This window comes from Streptomyces sp. L2, from assembly GCF_004124325.1.
In the GTDB taxonomy this organism is placed as follows: Bacteria; Actinomycetota; Actinomycetes; order Streptomycetales; family Streptomycetaceae; genus Streptomyces.
This window is the reverse complement of sequence record NZ_QBDT01000001.1, coordinates 5,411,451-5,429,344: the sequence shown is the minus strand read 5'-3', so window position 1 is coordinate 5,429,344 and position 17,894 is coordinate 5,411,451. Positions and strand designations below refer to the sequence as shown.

12 protein-coding genes and 1 tRNA gene are annotated in these 17,894 nt (G+C 72.5%); 3 read left to right on the top strand and 10 right to left on the bottom strand.

What is annotated here, in order from left to right; translation table 11 throughout:
• Nucleotides 1–117: 117 nt before the first annotated feature.
• Nucleotides 118–1,992: a translation elongation factor 4 gene (gene lepA, locus DBP14_RS24225; RefSeq protein WP_129309227.1), complete on the bottom strand. Its 1,875-nt coding sequence runs from the start codon at nt 1,990–1,992 to the stop codon at nt 118–120.
• Nucleotides 1,993–2,227: 235 nt separating this feature from the next.
• Here lepA and rpsT point away from each other — a divergent pair, with 235 nt between their 5' ends.
• A complete protein-coding gene (gene rpsT, locus DBP14_RS24220; protein ID WP_129309226.1) occupies nt 2,228–2,494 on the top strand; it encodes a 30S ribosomal protein S20 in 267 nt (88 codons plus the stop codon).
• A 374-nt stretch (nt 2,495–2,868) separates the two neighbouring features.
• On the opposite strand, the gene holA is transcribed toward rpsT, so the two are convergent.
• The 8 genes from holA to leuS form a co-directional block, all read right to left on the bottom strand.
• A complete protein-coding gene (gene holA / locus DBP14_RS24215) occupies nt 2,869–3,858 on the bottom strand; it encodes a DNA polymerase III subunit delta (RefSeq protein ID WP_206739337.1) in 990 nt (329 codons plus the stop codon).
• A gap of 51 nt (nt 3,859–3,909) precedes the next feature.
• Nucleotides 3,910–4,155 carry a hypothetical protein gene (locus DBP14_RS24210; RefSeq protein WP_129309224.1) on the bottom strand — a complete coding sequence of 82 codons (246 nt, stop codon included), beginning with the start codon at nt 4,153–4,155 and terminating at the stop codon, nt 3,910–3,912.
• 10 nt (nt 4,156–4,165) lie between these two features.
• Nucleotides 4,166–4,984 (bottom strand): arylamine N-acetyltransferase, encoded by an 819-nt coding sequence (locus DBP14_RS24205; RefSeq protein ID WP_129309223.1) that lies wholly within the window; start codon nt 4,982–4,984, stop codon nt 4,166–4,168.
• Nucleotides 4,985–5,011: 27 nt separating this feature from the next.
• Nucleotides 5,012–7,534: a ComEC/Rec2 family competence protein gene (locus DBP14_RS24200; protein WP_129312067.1), complete on the bottom strand. Its 2,523-nt coding sequence runs from the start codon at nt 7,532–7,534 to the stop codon at nt 5,012–5,014.
• Nucleotides 7,535–8,376: 842 nt separating this feature from the next.
• Entirely contained in the window at nt 8,377–9,462 is a 1,086-nt protein-coding gene (locus DBP14_RS24190; protein ID WP_129309222.1) for a ComEA family DNA-binding protein, read from the bottom strand.
• Nucleotides 9,463–9,592: 130 nt separating this feature from the next.
• Complete coding sequence (locus DBP14_RS24185; RefSeq protein ID WP_129309221.1) at nt 9,593–10,438, bottom strand: DegV family protein; 846 nt, start codon at nt 10,436–10,438, stop codon at nt 9,593–9,595.
• A 90-nt stretch (nt 10,439–10,528) separates the two neighbouring features.
• The gene (locus tag DBP14_RS24180) at nt 10,529–11,293 is read right to left on the bottom strand and encodes a hypothetical protein (protein ID WP_129309220.1); all 765 of its coding nucleotides are present in this window, start codon (nt 11,291–11,293) and stop codon (nt 10,529–10,531) included.
• Between the two features lie 119 nt (nt 11,294–11,412).
• Entirely contained in the window at nt 11,413–14,295 is a 2,883-nt protein-coding gene (gene leuS, locus DBP14_RS24175; RefSeq protein ID WP_129309219.1) for a leucine--tRNA ligase, read from the bottom strand.
• A 404-nt stretch (nt 14,296–14,699) separates the two neighbouring features.
• Here leuS and DBP14_RS24170 point away from each other — a divergent pair, with 404 nt between their 5' ends.
• Entirely contained in the window at nt 14,700–15,992 is a 1,293-nt protein-coding gene (locus DBP14_RS24170) for a cytochrome b/b6 domain-containing protein (RefSeq protein WP_241741022.1), read from the top strand.
• Complete coding sequence (locus tag DBP14_RS24165) at nt 15,989–17,599, top strand: NADH-quinone oxidoreductase subunit NuoF family protein (protein ID WP_129309217.1); 1,611 nt, start codon at nt 15,989–15,991, stop codon at nt 17,597–17,599. The genes DBP14_RS24170 and DBP14_RS24165 overlap by 4 nt, the downstream gene beginning before the upstream one ends.
• Nucleotides 17,600–17,738: 139 nt before the next feature.
• On the opposite strand, the gene DBP14_RS24160 is transcribed toward DBP14_RS24165, so the two are convergent.
• A tRNA-Ala gene (locus tag DBP14_RS24160) sits at nt 17,739–17,811 on the bottom strand.
• Nucleotides 17,812–17,894: the final 83 nt, after the last annotated feature.

The following is a 17,894-nucleotide window of genomic DNA, read 5'->3' as shown; positions in this document are numbered from 1 at the left end:
CTTTCCACTCAGAGCGACGCTACGCGCGCGCAGGGGCCCGCCGCGCTTTCACACGGCGAGCCCCTCTTGCGCACGGTTTGCACCCGGTTTGCGGGCACCGACCCCTCTTACCGTCGGTTACTTCTTGGTCTTGCCCGACCCCGCGCTGTCATCGCTGGAGAGGACGGCGATGAAGGCCTCCTGCGGAACCTCCACGGAACCCACCATCTTCATCCGCTTCTTGCCTTCCTTCTGCTTCTCCAGCAGCTTCCTCTTGCGGGAGATGTCACCGCCGTAGCACTTGGCGAGGACGTCCTTGCGGATGGCGCGGATGGTCTCGCGGGCGATCACCCGGGAGCCGATGGCGGCCTGGATGGGCACCTCGAAGGCCTGCCTCGGGATCAGCTCGCGCAGCTTGGCGACGAGCCGGACGCCGTAGGCGTACGCCGCGTCCTTGTGCGTGATCGCCGAGAAGGCGTCCACCTTGTCGCCGTGCAGCAGGATGTCGACCTTCACCAGGGAGCTGGTCTGCTCGCCGGTGGGCTCGTAGTCCAGGGACGCGTAGCCGCGGGTCTTGGACTTCAGCTGGTCGAAGAAGTCGAAGACGATCTCCGCCAGCGGCAGGGTGTAGCGGATCTCGACCCGGTCCTCCGAGAGGTAGTCCATGCCGAGCAGGGTGCCGCGCCGGGTCTGGCACAGCTCCATGATCGAGCCGATGAACTCGGTCGGCGCGAGGATGGTGGCCCGCACGACCGGCTCGTAGACGTCGTTGATCTTGCCTTCGGGGAACTCGCTCGGGTTGGTGACCGTGTGCTCGCTGCCGTCCTCCATGACCACGCGGTAGACCACGTTGGGGGCGGTGGCGATCAGGTCCAGGCCGAACTCGCGCTCCAGCCGCTCCCGGATCACGTCCAGGTGCAGCAGGCCGAGGAAGCCGACGCGGAAACCGAAGCCGAGGGCGGCGGAGGTCTCCGGCTCGTAGACCAGCGCGGCGTCGTTGAGCTGGAGCTTGTCCAGCGCCTCGCGCAGCTCCGGGTAGTCGGACCCGTCCAGCGGGTACAGCCCGGAGAACACCATGGGCTTGGGGTCCTTGTACCCGCCGAGCGCCTCCGTGGCGCCCTTGTTCTGGCTGGTGACGGTGTCACCGACCTTGGACTGGCGGACGTCCTTCACACCGGTGATCAGATAGCCCACCTCGCCGACGCCCAGGCCGTCGGCCGGCAGCATCTCCGGCGAGTTCGTGCCGATCTCCAGCAGCTCGTGGGTCGCGCCGGTGGACATCATCTTGATGCGCTCGCGCTTGTTGAGCTGGCCGTCGATGACACGGACGTACGTCACGACGCCCCGGTAGGAGTCGTAGACGGAGTCGAAGATCATGGCGCGGGCAGGCGCGTCGGCGACACCGACCGGGGCCGGGATCTCCTGCACGACCCGGTTCAGCAGCGCGTCCACGCCGAGACCGGTCTTCGCGGAGACCTTGAGCACGTCGGCGGGGTCGCAGCCGACCAGGTTCGCCAGCTCCTCGGCGAACTTCTCGGGCTGGGCCGCCGGAAGGTCGATCTTGTTCAGTACGGGGATGATCGTGAGGTCGTTCTCCATCGCCAGGTAGAGGTTGGCGAGGGTCTGCGCCTCGATGCCCTGGGCGGCGTCGACGAGGAGGATGGTGCCCTCGCAGGCGGCCAGCGACCGCGAGACCTCGTAGGTGAAGTCGACGTGCCCCGGGGTGTCGATCATGTTGAGGATGTGGGTCGCGCCCTGGTCGGGGCCCTCGGTCGGGGCCCAGGGCAGACGCACCGCCTGGGACTTGATCGTGATGCCGCGCTCGCGCTCGATGTCCATCCGGTCGAGGTACTGAGCACGCATCTGCCGCTGCTCGACCACACCGGTCAGCTGGAGCATCCGGTCGGCGAGCGTGGACTTGCCGTGGTCGATGTGCGCGATGATGCAGAAATTGCGGATCAGAGCCGGGTCGGTACGGCTCGGCTCGGGCACATGGTTAGGGGTCGCGGGCACGCAGGGTCCTGATTCTTGAGGTATCCGCCGGGTAACGGTCTCGGGTCGGATCGATACGTAGCCTCCATGGTCCCACGCGCAGGGACCGGGGACCGTTTTGGGCCGTCCGGAGGGCCGCTGGTACTGTGGGGGGCTGTGCCTCATGCCCTCTCAGCGCGAGGCACGTCAGAGAAATTTTGGATCACCGGTGCGGGACCTTCACTGGCCCCGCACTCGAACCTGAAAAGGCTCCTTCGTGGCGAACATCAAGTCCCAGATCAAGCGGAACAAGACCAACGAGAAGGCCCGGCTGCGCAACAAGGCCGTCAAGTCCTCTCTGAAGACCGCGATCCGCAAGGCCCGTGAGGCCGCTGCCGCGGGTGACGTCGAGAAGGCCACCGAGTACCAGCGCGCTGCCGCGCGTCAGCTCGACAAGGCCGTCTCGAAGGGCGTCATCCACAAGAACCAGGCCGCCAACAAGAAGTCGGCGCTGGCGTCCAAGGTCGCGACCCTCAAGGGCTGAACACCTTTCTGATCTGACCGCCGGAAGGACCCAGAGCGGGCCCTCTCTCATCCGCTCCCGTCCGGCACCCCGACCTCGCACGCGGCCTGCGTTCGCCACGCGGGTGCGAGGCCACCATCTGTAACCGAAGGCCCCGTCGCTCCCCTCCCCAGGGGAGCGACGGGGCCTTCGGCCACTCCCCGCCCACCGGGCCGGCGCGGCTCTTCGTTCAGCTCTTGACCCCCGAGCGGCGCGGCCCTCCGGCCGGTTTCCAGCCCACCGGGCCGGCGGAGCCGTTCGTTCAGCTCTTGCCCCACAGGGTCGGGTGGTGGGTGGGCGGGGCGGGGTCCAGGGGTGGAGCCCCTGGCGGGGTCTGGGGCGAAGCCCCGGTGGGCCTACCCGCGCCCCCGGGACCGGGCGGCCCGGGCGATCACCACGACCGCCTTCTCCAACGCGTACTCAGGATCATCGCCCCCGCCCTTAACCCCCGCATCCGCCTCGGCGACCGCCCGCAACGCCACGGACACCCCGTCCGGCGTCCACCCCCGCATCTGCTGCCGCACCCGATCGATCTTCCACGGCGGCATCCCCAGCTCCCGCGCGAGATCCGCCGGCCGCCCCCCACGCGCGGACGCCAGCTTCCCGATCGCCCGGACCCCCTGCGCCAGCGCGCTGGTGATCAGCACCGGCGCCACCCCGGTCGCCAGCGACCATCTGAGCGCCTCCAGCGCCTCCGCCGTACGCCCCTCCACCGCCCGGTCGGCGACGGTGAAGCTCGACGCCTCGGCCCGCCCCGTGTAGTACCGCCCCACGACGGCCTCGTCGACGGTGCCCTCGACATCGGCGACCAGCTGCGCCACCGCCGAGGCCAGCTCCCGCAGATCACTGCCGATCGCGTCGACCAGCGCCTGGCAGGCCTCGGGCGTCGCGGACCTGCCGAACCCCCGGAACTCCTGCCGCACGAACGCCAGCCGGTCCGCCGGCTTGGTCATCTTGGGGCAGGCCACCTCCCGTGCCCCCGCCTTGCGCGCGGCGTCCAGCAGCCCCTTGCCCTTGGCCCCGCCGGCGTGCAGCAGCACGAGCGTGATCTCCTCGGCGGGCGCCCCGAGGTACGCCTTCACGTCCTTGACCGTGTCGGCGGACAGGTCCTGCGCGTTGCGTACGACCACGACCTTGCGCTCCGCGAACAGCGACGGGCTCGTCAGCTCGGCGAGCGTGCCGGGCTGCAACTGGTCCGGGGTCAGGTCCCGTACGTCCGTGTCGGCGTCGGCGGCCCTCGCGGCGGCCACCACCTCCCGCACGGCACGGTCGAGCAGCAGGTCCTCCTGGCCCACGGCGAGTGTCACCGGGGCGAGAGGGTCGTCATTCGCAGTGTTCCTGGCCATCGCGACAAGCATGGCACGCCCCACTGACAGCACAGCGGGGTGTCATGGGTGTCACGGCTCCTCCCGCCACCCCTCCCACTCCCCCACGAACGCGTCCAGCTCACCGGGGTCCAGCCGCCCCTCCTCGTCGCGCAGCAGCACGAGCCACTGCGCGTCCTCGGCGTCGTCCTCACCGGCCAGCGCGTCCCGGACGAGCCGCGGCTCCTCGTCCACCCGGAACCGCTCCCCGAGCACCCCGGCCACCTCCTCGGCGGCATCCCGGTCGGGCAGCACCAGCACATGTCTCACATCGCTCACGTTCCCATTCTCAGCCGTGCCGGCCGCCCTCCCGGACCACGGGCACCGTGGTCAGCCCGATCCCGAACCGCTCCCGGTACACGGCGAGCACCTCCTCGTCGGCCTCCAGCTCGCGCGCCTCCTTCGTGCCGTCGGCGGCGGTCGTGGTCAGGGTGCGCCCGCTGAGCGTGACGCGTCCTCCGTCCCCGGTGATCCGTGAGCAGACCAGCGACCGCGTGAAGTGCGAGCGCGGCGAGGTGCTGTGCCACCAGGCTCCGGCCGTGAAGTCCGCCAGCGCCCGGGGCCTTGTCTCCAGCCGGTACTGGGGCCTGCCGTCCCGTACGACGTCCAGGTCCCGGTCCACCACCCCGTCCGCGTCCGGCCCCGCCTCGGCCAGCCGGAACACTCCCCCGGGGTCGGCCTGTTCCGCGCGGTCGGCGAAGGCCAGCGGGTAGTGGCTGTGTGCCCCGAACCCCACGTCGGCCAGCCACTCGGCGCCGTCCACCGACCGCACCCGCAGCGCCATGTGGTCGTAGGGGATACCGAGCCGGCCCTCGTCCCCGTGGACGCGGCCCGCGAGCGGTACGACCTCGTAGCCGAGCGAGGCGAGCAGCGCGCCGAACGCGCCGTTCAGTTCGTAGCAGAAGCCGCCCCGCCGGGCCTCGACCACCTTGTCCAGCAGCCGCTTCTCCTCCAGCACGATCTCCTCCCCGAGGTGGATCGACAGGTTCTCGAAGGGGACCGTCCGCAGATGGCACAGGTGCAGTTCGCGCAGGGCGTCGGCGGTGGCCCGTCCGGGGCGGGCGGCGCCGATACGGCGAAGGTAGGCATCGGTCTGGCTCGGGTTCATCCTCCCAGTCTGGGCGCACCGGGTCCCTCAGTCTCTGGTCACCCGCAGTTCCCCGCCCGCTCCCCCTCTCCCGCTGACCGCGATGGCCCCGTCCCGGTCCGTGCGCAGCACCATCGCGCCGTCGGCCCGCAGCGCGGCGACGGTCGCCGGTGCCGGGTGGCCGTACGGGTTGCCGGTTCCCACCGAGATCAACGCCACCCGGGGCGACACCAGCCGTATCAGGTCCGGGTCCTGGTACGCCGAGCCGTGATGGGCGACCTTCAGCACGTCCACCGCGCCCAGTTCGGCGGCGACCGGCGAGTGCAGCAGGGCCTGCTGGGCGGGGGGTTCGAGATCTCCCAGCAGCAGGAGCCGCAGTCCTCCCGTCCGGACGAGGAGCGCGACGCTGGCGTCGTTCGGTCCGTCCGGCTCGGCTGCCGGTGCGGCCGGCGGCCACAGCACCTGCCAGCTGAGCGGTCCGGTGCGCTGTTCCTCCCCCGCTACGGCCCTGCTGACCGGGATGTGCCGTGCGGCGGCCTCCTTTCCGACGAACTCGGCCTCCTGCGCCGGCTCCTCGAATCCGGTGGTCTCGATCGCGGCGACCGTGCGGCCCCGCAGCACACCGGTCAGGCCGGCGACGTGGTCGGCGTGGAAGTGGGTGAGGACGAGGAGCGGAATGCGGGTGACTCCCAGTTCCCGCAGACAGCGGTCGACGAGTTCCGGATCGGGTCCGGCGTCCACGACCACCCCGGCACCCTGGCCCGCGGCCAGCACGGTCGCGTCGCCCTGTCCGACGTCGCACATCGCGAACCGCCAGCCGGGCGGCGGCCACCCCGTGACGACCCGGGTCAGGGGGACCGGCCGGACCACGACCAGCAGGAGCAGCACCCCGAGGGCCGCGCACCACCACGGGTGCCGCAGCAGCCACCGTCCGGCCAGGGCGGCCACCGCGGTGACCGCCACGAGCAGCAGCGCCCCCGCCCAGCTGCCCGGCCAGTCCACTCCGGCGCCGGGCAGCGCGGCCCCGGTGCGGGCGACCTTCGCGATCCAGGCGGCGGGCCAACCCGCGCACCAGGCCAGCGCCTTGGCCACGGGCATGGCCGCCGGGGCCACCGCGAGCGCCGCGAACCCGAGCACCGTGGCCGGGGCCACCGCGATCTCGGCCAGCAGGTTGCAGGGCACCGCGACCAGGCTCACCCGAGCCGACAGCACCGCCACGACCGGCGCACAGCACGCCTGCGCGGCGGCAGCGGCACCCAGCGCCTCGGCGAGCCGCGCGGGAACCCGTCGTCGCCGCAGCGCCTCGCTCCACCCGGGCGCCACCACGAGCAGTGCGCCGGTGGCCAGCACGGAGAGCAGGAAGCCGTAGCCGCGGGCCAGCCACGGGTCGTACAGCACCAGCAGCAGGACGGCGGCGGCCAGCGCCGGGATCAGGGATCTGCGGCGCCCGGTGGCGAGGGCGAGCAGGGCGACGGCGCCGCAGGCCGCGGCGCGCAGCACGCTGGGATCGGGCCGGCACACGAGGACGAAGCCCAGGGTCAGCACCGCGGCGAGCAGGGCGGTCGCCCGCAGGGAGAGTCCGAGGCGCGGGGCGAGGCCGCGGCGCTCGGCCCGCTGGGCCAGGCCGGGCGGCCCGATGAGCAGGGCGAGCAGGATCGTGAGGTTGCTGCCGGAGACGGCGAGGGTGTGCGCCAGGTCCGTCTCCTTGAAGGCGTCGTCCAGGTCCGGCGTGATCCGTGAGGTGTCCCCGACGACCAGTCCGGGAAGCAGTGCCCGCGCGTCCGCCGGAAGTCCCGCGGTCGCTTCCCGCAGTCCGGCCCGGAGCCGCCCCGCCAGCCGCTGGGGTCCGCTCGGCCCGGCGACGATCTCCGGCGCCGGGCGCTTCCGCACGCGCAGCACCGCGGCGGTCCGGTCACCAGCGGCCAGGGCGGGAGCCAGCCGTCCGGTCACCCGGAGCCGGGTGGACGGCAGCAGCCCGAGCCAGCCGGACCGCCCACCGCGCGCGCCCGGTTCCGGCGCTTCCCGAGCCCCGGCTCCAGGTGGCGCCGGCACTTCGGCGTCGACCACGACCAGCACCGGACTGCGGGTGCGCACCGCCGTCCCGTCGCGCTGCTCGACCTCCCGTACCTCCCCGCGGACCAGCACCGCCACCGGTGCCGCGTGATCGCCGCGTACGCGCGGTCTGCTCAGCCAGGGATCGCCGCTCAGCTCTACCTCGGCGGTCACGGTCGCGAACCGGCGCGCCAGCTCCGGCACCGGCCCGCGCCGCACGTCCGCCCCGTGCAACCCGGCGGAGGCGGCGGCCGCGGCGACACACAGCAGGACGGCCGCCACCGGAGCCCGCGCCCGCCCGAGCCGCGCCCGGACCCGCCCCGGCCGCCCGGCCGACAACAGCACCACACCGGCGACCAGGCAGACCCCGGTGATCCCGATCGCCCAGCCGGGCGGCAGGACCAGGACGAGAGCCGCCGTCCCCCACACCGCGAGCGCGGCCGGCACCAGCCGCAGATCCACCGGCCCCTCCTGCCGGGGATGAGCGTCCCCCCGCCGGTGACCGGAAGCCGCATGCACCGCGCTGCGCGCGGAGGCGGCCGGCGGGCAGGCGCCCCCCTCGCCCACCGCGCCACCACGAACCGGCGCGCCGACGGGGGCCGTTCCTCGCCCGGCTTCCACGTTCCCGGACGAGGACGCTGTGGCCGTGCGACCTACGGTCGCACACCCCCACGGGCTGGAGGGCACGGTCCGGCCCGGAGCCGGGGAGGGCTCCCGAGGGGTAGTAGCGGCTCTGCGCGCCGATCGACGGAGCACGGAGGTGAGAGGCACCGGCCCAGCGGACGCGGAACCGGAGTGCCCCGACCTACGACGAGAGGGGCGTGCCGGCGGGGCAGGGGTCAGCGCACGCCGTGAGGAGACGCCTCGCTCCGGGGCACGGTCGGCCCTGCGCCGTGGCGGGACAGTGGACGTCGGTCGAGGGCCGGGCCGGCCGCCTGCCGCAGGGGCAGTGGACGTCGGTCGACGGCCAGGCCACCTACCTGCCGCAAGGGCGGTGAGCATCGGACGGCGGCCAGCTGCCGCTGGGGTGTTGGACACCGGACGGCCGCCGGGCCAGCCAGCTGCCGCAAGACCGTTGGGCACCGGACGGCCGCCGGGCCAGCCAGCTGCCGCAAGACCGTTGGACACCGGACGGCCGCCGGGCCAGCCAGCTGCCGCAAGACCGTTGGACACCGGACGGCCGCCGGGCCAGCCAGCTGCCGCAAGACCGTTGGACACCGGACGACCGCCGGGCCAGCCAGCTGCCGCAGGACCGTTGGACACCGGACGACCGCCGGGCCGGCCAGCTGCCGCAGGACCGTTGGACACCGGATGGCGGCCGGGCCTGTCGGCTGCCGCAGGGGCCGGGGGCGGTTCGTCGGTCATGGGGTTACCAGGCTTCGCAGGTCGGTGTAGCGGCGGGCGCCGATGCCGTCGACCTGGCGCAGTTCGTTCACGGAGCGGAAGCCGCCGTGCCGGGTGCGGTAGTCGATGATGTGCTGGGCCAGGACGGGACCGACGCCGGGCAGGGTGTCGAGCTGGGCCGCGGTCGCCGTGTTGAGGGACACCGGGGCCGTCGGTCCGGGGTCGGAACCCGACACCGCGCCCGCCGGTCCGGTGCCGCCGGGGGCCGCTGCCGGGGTGCCGACGGCGACCTGTTCGCCGTCCACCAGGAAGCGGGCCTGGTTGAGGTTCTCCGTCCGTGCGCCCGGCCGCAGGCCACCCGCCGCGCGCAGCGCGTCGGCGACGCGGGAGCCCGCCGGCAACCGCCGGATGCCGGGATGCCGCACCTTGCCCGTGACGTCCACGACGATCTCCCTGCCCGGTGTCCCGGACGGACTCGCCACCGCCATGGACGTCGTGCCCGCACCGCCCTTCCTCTTGAACGGCACCTCCGCCCGTACGACTTGAGGCGCGCTCACCGTCTGGGTCCGCCCCGCCCAGAAGTGCTGCACGGCGAACAGCGCGGCGGCCACCAGCACCACGGCGAGCGCGACCACACCCCGGCGCTCCACCCCGCAGCGGGCCTGCATCCACACCGGCAACCGCTCGCGCAGTGCCAGCCCGGCCCGCGCACCCCGGCCGAGGAGGGCGGTCTCCGGCCGCTCAGGCACCGACGGCACCGGCGGCACCGCCTCGGCGGACGCCGGCCGGCCTCGTGACGGCTGGGCCGTTGCCGGTTCGGGGAGCGGGCCGGGGTCGAGGTCCGTGACCGTGTCCGTCTCTTCCGTGCGCGCCGGCTCATCGGCGGCCGGTGGGCCGCTCCCCGATTCCCGGCCCGCCTCGGCCCGCTCGCCGAAGAGGAGTTGGGCGCGGCGCCGCAGTTCGTCGGCCGGGGCGGGCTGGCGGTGGCGTGCGCGGCGGCGTCCGGCGGCGGCGCCGCGGTGCCGGATGCGGCCGTCGGAGGCGGGACCTCGGCCGGGGCCGCTGGTCGGGACGGCTGTGCGGGAACGTGATCGAAGTGCCATGCCCCGAGGATGAGGCACTTCGCCAATTCGCGATGATCTTGGTCAATTCCCGGGGAAAACTGGCCGGTTGTGGAAAACCTCATCACCCTCGCGAGTGATGGACCGACAGCAGGGGACGAGGAATCTCACCTCATCGGGGCGAGACGACCACGCCCAGCAGCCCCGGCCCGGTGTGGGCACCGATGACCGCCCCGACCTCGCTCACATGAAGGTCGGTCAGCCCCGGAACCCGTACCCGGAGCCGGTCGGCGAGTGCCGCGGCGCGGTCGGGGGCGGCCAGGTGGTGGACGGCGATGTCGACCTCGGCGCCGCCGGCCCGGTCGGCGGCGATCTCCTCCAGGCGGGCGATGGCCTTGGACGCGGTGCGGACCTTTTCGAGGGGTTCGATGCGGCCGCCGTCGAGTTGCAGCAGCGGTTTGACGGCGAGCGCGGAGCCGAGCAGGGCCTGCGCGGCACCGATGCGGCCGCCACGACGCAGATAGTCGAGGGTGTCGACGTAGAAGTACGCGGAGGTCCCCGCGGCCCGCTTCTCGGCGGCGGTGACGGCCTCGTCCACGGTGCCGCCGCTCTCCGCCGCCTCGGCCGCGGCGAGCGCGCAGAAGCCGAGGGCCATCGCGATCATGCCGGTGTCCACCACGCGGACCGGGACGGGTGCCTCGCGTGCGGCCAGGACCGCCGCGTCGTACGTGCCGGACAGCTCGGCGGAGAGGTGGAGCGAGACGATGCCGGTCGCGCCGGCGTCGGCGACCCTGCGGTAGGTCTCGGCGAACGTCTGGGGGCTGGGCCGGGAGGTGGTGACGGGGCGCCGCTTCTGCAGTGCCTGGGCCAGGGAGCGGGTCGAGATCTCGGTGCCCTCTTCGAGTGCCTGGTCGCCGAGGACCACGGTCAGGGGCACCGCGGTGATGCCGTGACGCTCCATCGTCCGCGGCGGCAGGTAGGCCGTTGAATCGGTGACGATCGCGACATGGCGGGACATGAGCTGGAGGTTACCTGCCGTGGTGCCGGGGCGGCAGCCCGGCCCCTGCCGACCGGACCGACCGGACCGACCTCATCGGCGGCGGCCCGGTCATGTGGTGCTCTCGGGGCGGGGGTTCTTCTGCCAGGGGTAGGGCGTGGGCCGGGACGACGGCGCGATCGAGGGTGCGGCGGGCCGCTGGGCGGCGCGCTGCTCGGACGCCTCCTGCCGGGTCTGCCGTGGAGGGGAGGTGGGAGCGGCCGGCCCTGAGGCGGTTCCGGGCGCCGGGGCGCCGGGCCACGGGGGCGCTGCCGGCCCGTCGGCCGGTTCGGCGCTGGTCCAGTGCCGCAGGGCCCCTGCCTCGACGTCGATCTGGGCGCTGAGGGCGTCCAGGTCGTCGTCGGCGAAGCGGCGGCCCCGGTCGTGGGCGGCCCAGCGCAGGGAGTCTGCCGAGGTGGTGATGCGCTCGGTGCGGGCGCGCAGCTCCGGCAGCCGGGCGGCGAGCGTGGCCCGGTCGGGGTCGGACTCCAGCCGCTTGAGCTCGTGGTCCAGCTCGTGGCCGTGGGCGCTGAGCCGCTCGAAGAGTCCGAGGGACTCCTTCAGCGACTCGTCCCCGGCGACGCCCGCGGCCAGCGCGTCCTGGGTGGCCCGCATCGAGGTGCGCAGGGCGAGCCGTAGCTGGGCGATCTCACCGGCCGGGCCCGGCCGGCCGAGGGACTTGGCGCGCAGCGTGTGGTCCTCGACCGTGCGGCGGGCCTGCGCGACCGTGCGGTCCATGCCGCGTTTGGCAGCACCGATCGCCTTGACCAGGGCGTACACACCGAGGCCGAAGAAGAGCAGGAGGAACACGGCGATCACGGTGAGCACTGTTTCCACGACGCTCCTCCTCGGGCCCGTGCGGCATGCGCCGCTTCGCTCTCCACCGTAAACGCTGCGGGCAGGCCCGGAGTTCCGGAAAGACCCCGAACCTGCCCGTAGGGGACTACCCCGAGCCGTTACGCCGGGACGATGTTCACCAGCTTCGGCGCCCGCACGATCACCTTGCGGATGCCCGCTCCGTCCAGCGCTGCCACGACCTTCTCGTCGGCCAGGGCCACCTTCTCCAGTTCGTCCTCGGAGATGCCCGGCGGCACCTCCAGGCGGGCCTTGACCTTGCCCTTGATCTGCACGACGCAGGTGACGGTCTCGTCGACGACGTAAGCCGGGTCGGCTACCGGGAAGTCCTCGTGGACCACCGATCCGGTGTGGCCCAGCTTGCGCCACAGCTCCTCGGCGATGTGCGGGGCCAGCGGGGCGGCCATCAGCACCAGCGGCTCGGCGATCGTGCGCGGTACCGCCGTGCCCGCCTTGGTCAGGTGGTTGTTCAGCTCGGTGACCTTGGCGATGGCGGTGTTGAAGCGCAGACCCTCCAGGTCGCCCCGGACCCCGTCGATCGCCTTGTGCAGGGCGCGCAGCGTGTCCTCGTCGGGCTCGGTGTCGACGACGGTCACCTCGCCGGTGTCCTCGTCGACGATGTTGCGCCACAGCCGCTGCAGCAGCCGGAACTGGCCCACCACCGCGCGCGTGTCCCACGGCCGGGAGACGTCCAGCGGGCCCATCGCCATCTCGTACAGGCGCAGGGTGTCCGCGCCGTACTCCGCGCAGATCTCGTCCGGGGTGACGGCGTTCTTCAGGGACTTGCCCATCTTGCCCAGCAGCCGGGAGACCTGCTCGCCCTGGTAGTAGTAGGCGCCGTCGCGCTCCTCCACCTCGGCGGCCGGCACCGCGATGCCACGGCTGTCCCGGTAGACGTAGGCCTGGATCATGCCCTGGTTGAACAGCTTGTGGAACGGCTCGGCGGAGGAGACGTGGCCCAGGTCGTACAGGACCTTGGACCAGAAGCGCGCGTACAGCAGGTGCAGCACGGCGTGCTCGGCGCCGCCGACGTACAGGTCGACGCCGCCGTGCGGCTGCCCCGCGCGCGGGCCCATCCAGTACCGCTCGATCTCGGGGTCGACCAGCCGGTGCTCGTTGTGCGGGTCCAGGTAGCGGAACTCGTACCAGCAGGAACCCGCCCAGTTGGGCATGGTGTTGGTCTCGCGGCGGTACTTCTTCGGTCCGTCGCCCAGGTCCAGGGTGACGTTGACCCACTCCTCGTTGCGCGACAGCGGCGTCTCGGGCTGGGTGTCGGCGTCGTCCGGGTCGAAGGTGCGGGGGCTGTAGTCCTCGACCTCGGGCAGCTCCAGCGGCAGCATCGACTCGGGCAGGGCGTGGGCGGTGCCGTCCTCGTCGTAGACGATCGGGAAGGGCTCGCCCCAGTAGCGCTGGCGGCTGAACAGCCAGTCGCGCAGCCGGAAGTTGACGGTGCCCTCGCCGATGCCCCGGCGCCGCAGCCACTCGGTGACGCGGGCCTTGGCCTCGGCGACGCCCAGGCCGTCCAGGGAGATGTCGTCGTTGGCGGAGTTGATGATCTTCGCGTCGTAGGAGGCGAAGGCGTTCTCCCACGTCGACGTGTCGGTGCCGCGGCCGTCGGTCGGCTCCACGATGCACGTGATGGGCAGTTCGAAGGCGCGCGCGAACTCGAAGTCGCGCTGGTCGCCCGCGGGGACGGCCATGATCGCGCCGGTGCCGTAGCCCATCAGGACGTAGTCGGCGATGAAGACGGGGACCTGCTCGCCGTTGATCGGGTTGGTCGCGTACGCGCCGATGAAGACGCCGGTCTTGTCCTTGGCCTCGGCCTGCCGCTCCACGTCGGACTTGGCGGCGGCCTGCGCGCGGTAGGCGGCGACGGCGTCGGACGGGGTGGCGTGGCCGCCGGTCCAGACGTCGTGGGTGCCCTCGGGCCAGGCGGCCGGGGTGAACTTCTCGACCAGCGGGTGCTCGGGGGCCAGCACCATGTAGGTCGCGCCGAACAGGGTGTCCGGGCGGGTGGTGAAGACGGTGATGCGCTCGCCGTCGATGGGGAAGTCGACGCGGGCGCCCTCGCTGCGGCCGATCCAGTTGCGCTGCTGCAGCTTGATGGCCTCGGGCCAGTCCAGCTCCGCCAGGTCGTCCAGCAGCCGGTCGGCGTAGGCGGTGATGCGCATGTTCCACTGGCGCAGCTTGGCCTTGAAGACCGGGTAGTTGCCGCGCTCGGAGCGGCCGTCGGCTGTGACCTCCTCGTTGGCCAGCACGGTGCCCAGGCCGGGGCACCAGTTGACCGGTGCGTCGGAGGCGTAGGCCAGGCGGTACTCGCCCAGGACGTCGGCGCGCTCGGCGGCGCTCAGCTCGCCCCACGCGCGCGTGGTGCCCGGGATCGCGCGCTCACCGGACTCGAACCGGGCGATCAGCTCGGAGATCGGGCGGGCTTTGTCCGCCTCGTCGTCGTACCAGGAGTTGAAGATCTGCAGGAAGATCCACTGGGTCCACTTGTAGTAGTCCGGGTCGATCGTGGCGAACGACCGGCGCTTGTCGTGGCCCAGGCCCAGCCGGCGCAGCTGGGCCTTCATGTTCTCGATGTTGGCCTCGGTGGACACGCGCGGGTGCGTGCCGGTCTGCACGGCGTACTGCTCGGCGGGCAGGCCGAAGGCGTCGAAGCCCAGGGTGTGCAGGACGTTGTGGCCGGTCATGCGCTGGAAGCGCGCGAAGACGTCGGTGGCGATGTAGCCCAGGGGGTGGCCGACGTGCAGGCCCGCACCGGAGGGGTACGGGAACATGTCCATGATGAACTTCCTGGGCCGGGCGGCCACCTCCGGGTCGCCCTCCAGGTCGCCCTTGGGGTTCGGCGCCGCGTAGGTGCCGTCGGCGTCCCAGAAGTCCTGCCAGCGTGCCTCAATCTCGGCCGCCATGGCCGCCGTGTAGCGGTGCGGCGCGACCTCCGCCGACGTGGCGGCGGCAGCAGCGGGGTTCGTCTCGCTCATGATCCTCAAAGCTCCATCGATCGTCTCTGCCTGCGGAAACGAAAAAGCCCCTCGCACAGGAGGGGTCGCCGCGCCGATGCCGACCACAGGCTCGTCCGGTGGTCGGTACTGATCAGCGCGGCCCGCTAAGCAGAAGGCGTACGGCACGCATGGCGTTAGGGTACCGCAGCCCTTGAGCAAGCCGCGACGCGCTTCCGTATGGCATGTGGACATGCCATCGATCCAGAACATGGACTGAACCAAGGTCAGTGATTACTTCGCGTAACAGCCGCTAAGGGGACATCGCCCCGATCACATTGTCCGTTGATAACAGTGCAATAACTCAAACCCCGTACTGATCAGTATGGCGCCCCTTAGAGTTCGGCAGCGGGACCGCTTTCCCGAAACTGCTCGGAGTTGCCCCCATGAACCCTCGTCGTAGTAACAGTTCGCTACCCAAACCGGGCCGGTCGGCCTATGGGGTGGCGACCGCTGTCGTCCTGTTGCTGATACCCGTAATCGTGCTGGTCGGAGGCAGCCAGTTCCGTGAGTTCCTGAACTTCGGCGCCGGCGTGCTGTCCCTCGTCTCGCTCAGCTGCTCGGTGATCTGGGGTCTGGTCGCGCAGGACCGGATCCTCCTCGACATCCGCCAGCGGATCATCGGCCAGGCGGTGCACCGGACGACCGCGGTCGCCTCGATCGCGTTCCTGCTGCTGCACATCACCACGAAGATCGCCCTCGACCACACGCGCGTGATCGGCGCGATCGTCCCGTTCTCTCTCGGCTTCACCGGCATCGGCGGCCTGATCGGGCTGGGTTCGCTCGCCGGCCTGCTGATGATCTTCGTGGGTGTCACCGGCGCCCTGCGCAGCAACTTCGCCGCACCGGCGCCCGTCGCGGCGCGCTGGCGGGCCATGCACATGCTCGCCTACCCGGCCTGGTGCGCGGCCCTGGTGCACGGCCTGTACGCCGGCCGCACCGCCAAGCCGGTCTTCGTGATCCTCTACGGCCTGTCGCTGCTGGGCGTGATGGCCGGCCTCGCCCTGCGCTCCGCTCCCCGCCCGGTCAAGCGCAAGGTCGCCGACCGGCTCATGGCCCTGCTGGGCGGCCCCGAGCGGCCGGAGTTCGACGATCTGGACGCCGGACGCGCGCGCGTGGCGGAATCCTCCCTGGGGGGCTCCAGGAGCCGCCAGGAGCCGCAGCGGGCGCCCGCCGCCCCCGCGACCTCCCGCATGCCGCTCTACCAGTCCCCCGCGACCCCCGCCGCGGAGCCCGCGTCCGGCTTCGCGGCCGCCTACCGGGCCGTGTCCACGCCGGGCCGGGGGCAGCAGCCGTACGCGGCTGGCCGGACCGCCCGCATGGACCTCCCGGCGGACCCGCAGGCCGCCACCCAGGCCGTCCCGCGCGTGGACGGCCCCTCCAGCACCTCGGGCAGCTGGCCGGTCCCGTCCCCGCCGCCGGTCGGCGAGGCCCCGCCGTCGGCGTACGACCCGCTCCAGGACACGGGCTACACGATCCCGGCCTACGGCACTGCCGGCGCGGGCGGGCCCGGCGGACGTGATGTGTACGACACAGGTGAGACGAACACCCTCTACGGGACGTACAACTCGGGTGACACGTACAACAGCGGTCCCGCCACCGAACCATCCCCCGGCGCCCCCTACGAGGCTCCGGGTTCGGGCGAACCTTGGAACACGCCGTCCGGAGGCTACAGGTGAACGAGGCCCTGCCCGATGTCCCAGAGGTGCGCGTGGTCGGCCTGCCGCAGCTCACCTCCGGGTTCGACCTCGTGGAACGGCTCGACCTGCCCATGCACCTGAAGGTGCACGGGCCGCTGGACCCGCTGGGGGGCGAGCAGCTGGCCCAACTCGCCGAGGGCATCAACCTCAAGGGCCGCGGCGGCGCCGGCTTCCCGTTCCACAAGAAGCTCCGCTCGGTCGCGGAGTCCGCGATCAAGCGCGGGGTGCGGCCCGTCGTCGTCGTCAACGGCAGCGAGGACGAACCGGCCTGCCGCAAGGACACGGTGCTCATCAACCGTGCCCCGCACCTCATCCTGGACGGGGCGCTGCTGTGCGCCGAGGCCCTGGGTGCCCGCACGCTCGTGGTGGGGGTCACCCGGGAGTCCACCCAGCGCTCCATGGAGGCCGCGCTCGCCGAACGCGGGCTGAGCAACACCCGTAGATCGGCGCTCCGCGCGTGGGTGCAGCGCAACCCGGTGCGCATGGTCACCGGCGCCGCCTCCTCGCTGGTCCGCTCGATCGACGGCGGCCCGGCGATCCCGCCCGGCCGCAAGGTCAGCGCCTCCCGCAACGGCGTCGGCGGCGCGCCCACCCTCCTGTCGAACGCCGAGACGTTCGCACAGCTGGCCATCGCCGCCCGCATCGGCCCGGAGCGCTACGGCAACACCGGTCTGTACGACGAACCGGGCACCGTCATGCTCACGGTGTCCGGGGCGGTCGCCCGCCCGATGGTGATCGAGGTCCCCACGGGTGTCCCCCTGCGCTACGTGCTGCAGCTGGCCGGCGCCCCGCCGGTGCCGCAGGGCGTGCTCACCGGCGGCTACCACGGCAAGTGGATCGACGCGGCGACCGTCAACGAGGCGATCGTCTCCCGCAACTCGCTGGACGCGGTGGGCGGTTCCCTCGGAGCGGGCGCCATCCTGCCGATCAGCCAGGAGACCTGTCCGCTGGGCGAGTCGCTGCGGGTGGCGCAGTGGCTGGCCGAGGAGAGCGCGGGCCAGTGCGGCCCCTGCTACCTCGGACTGCCCGCCGCCGCGCGCGGGATGGAGGACATCCTGAACGGCGGCGGCCCGGCCGCCCTGGAGGCGCTGAAGCAGGTCGCGAAGAACGTGAAGCGGCGCGGGGCGTGTTCACACCCGGACGGCTCCGCGATGTTCCTGGAGTCGACCGTCAAGGCGTTCACCGACGACCTGGCCGCCCATGTCCTCGGGAACGGCTGCGGACGGCCCGTGGAGGGCGTTCTGCCGCTCTTCGAGGGGGGCAGGGCCCCGACGGGCATCCCCGGCGGCGCGGAGGCGGAGGAGACCGGCTCCAGCCGCCAGAAGATCTACGTCGACTGGACGCTGTGCCGGGGCCACGGGCTGTGCGCCGACATCCTGCCCGAGGTCTTCGAGCTGGGCGCCGACGGGTTCCCGACCGTCGCCCAGGCCAATGTACCGCGCTACGCGGAGGCGAAGGCGCTGCGCGCGGTGCGCCGCTGTCCCGCGCTGGCCCTGCGCATCGAGGAGGACACGCGCGGGCAGGCGCCGTCCCGGAACCTGCCGGTGCTCTCCCAGGGCCGCGGGCGCCGCGCCCTCGGCCGCTGACCACACACGCGTGGGGGCCGCCCGGGTCTCGGGCGGCCCCCACGCGTGTGTACGGCGACGGCCTCACACGCCCTCGTACGACGCCTGCGCAAACGCCGAAGGCGGACCATCCGTTCGGACGGTCCGCCTTCGACTTCTGTGGAGCTAAGGAGAATTGAACTCCTGACCTCCTGCATGCCATGCAGGCGCTCTACCAACTGAGCTATAGCCCCTTGCTTCGCTCCGCCCGGTTTCCCCGGCGGCGACGCCAACATTACACGGTCACCGGGGTGCAGTACCAAATCGGTTTCCGGTC

Coding starts and splice junctions, on each gene's coding strand:
- holA (WP_206739337.1), bottom strand. CDS start 3,858: ATGGCCAGGAACACTGCGAATGACGACCCTCTCGCCCCGGTGACACTC.
- DBP14_RS24205 (WP_129309223.1), bottom strand. CDS start 4,984: ATGAACCCGAGCCAGACCGATGCCTACCTTCGCCGTATCGGCGCCGCC.
- DBP14_RS24190 (WP_129309222.1), bottom strand. CDS start 9,462: ATGGCACTTCGATCACGTTCCCGCACAGCCGTCCCGACCAGCGGCCCC.
- DBP14_RS24185 (WP_129309221.1), bottom strand. CDS start 10,438: ATGTCCCGCCATGTCGCGATCGTCACCGATTCAACGGCCTACCTGCCG.
- leuS (WP_129309219.1), bottom strand. CDS start 14,295: ATGAGCGAGACGAACCCCGCTGCTGCCGCCGCCACGTCGGCGGAGGTC.
- DBP14_RS24170 (WP_241741022.1), top strand. CDS start 14,700: ATGAACCCTCGTCGTAGTAACAGTTCGCTACCCAAACCGGGCCGGTCG.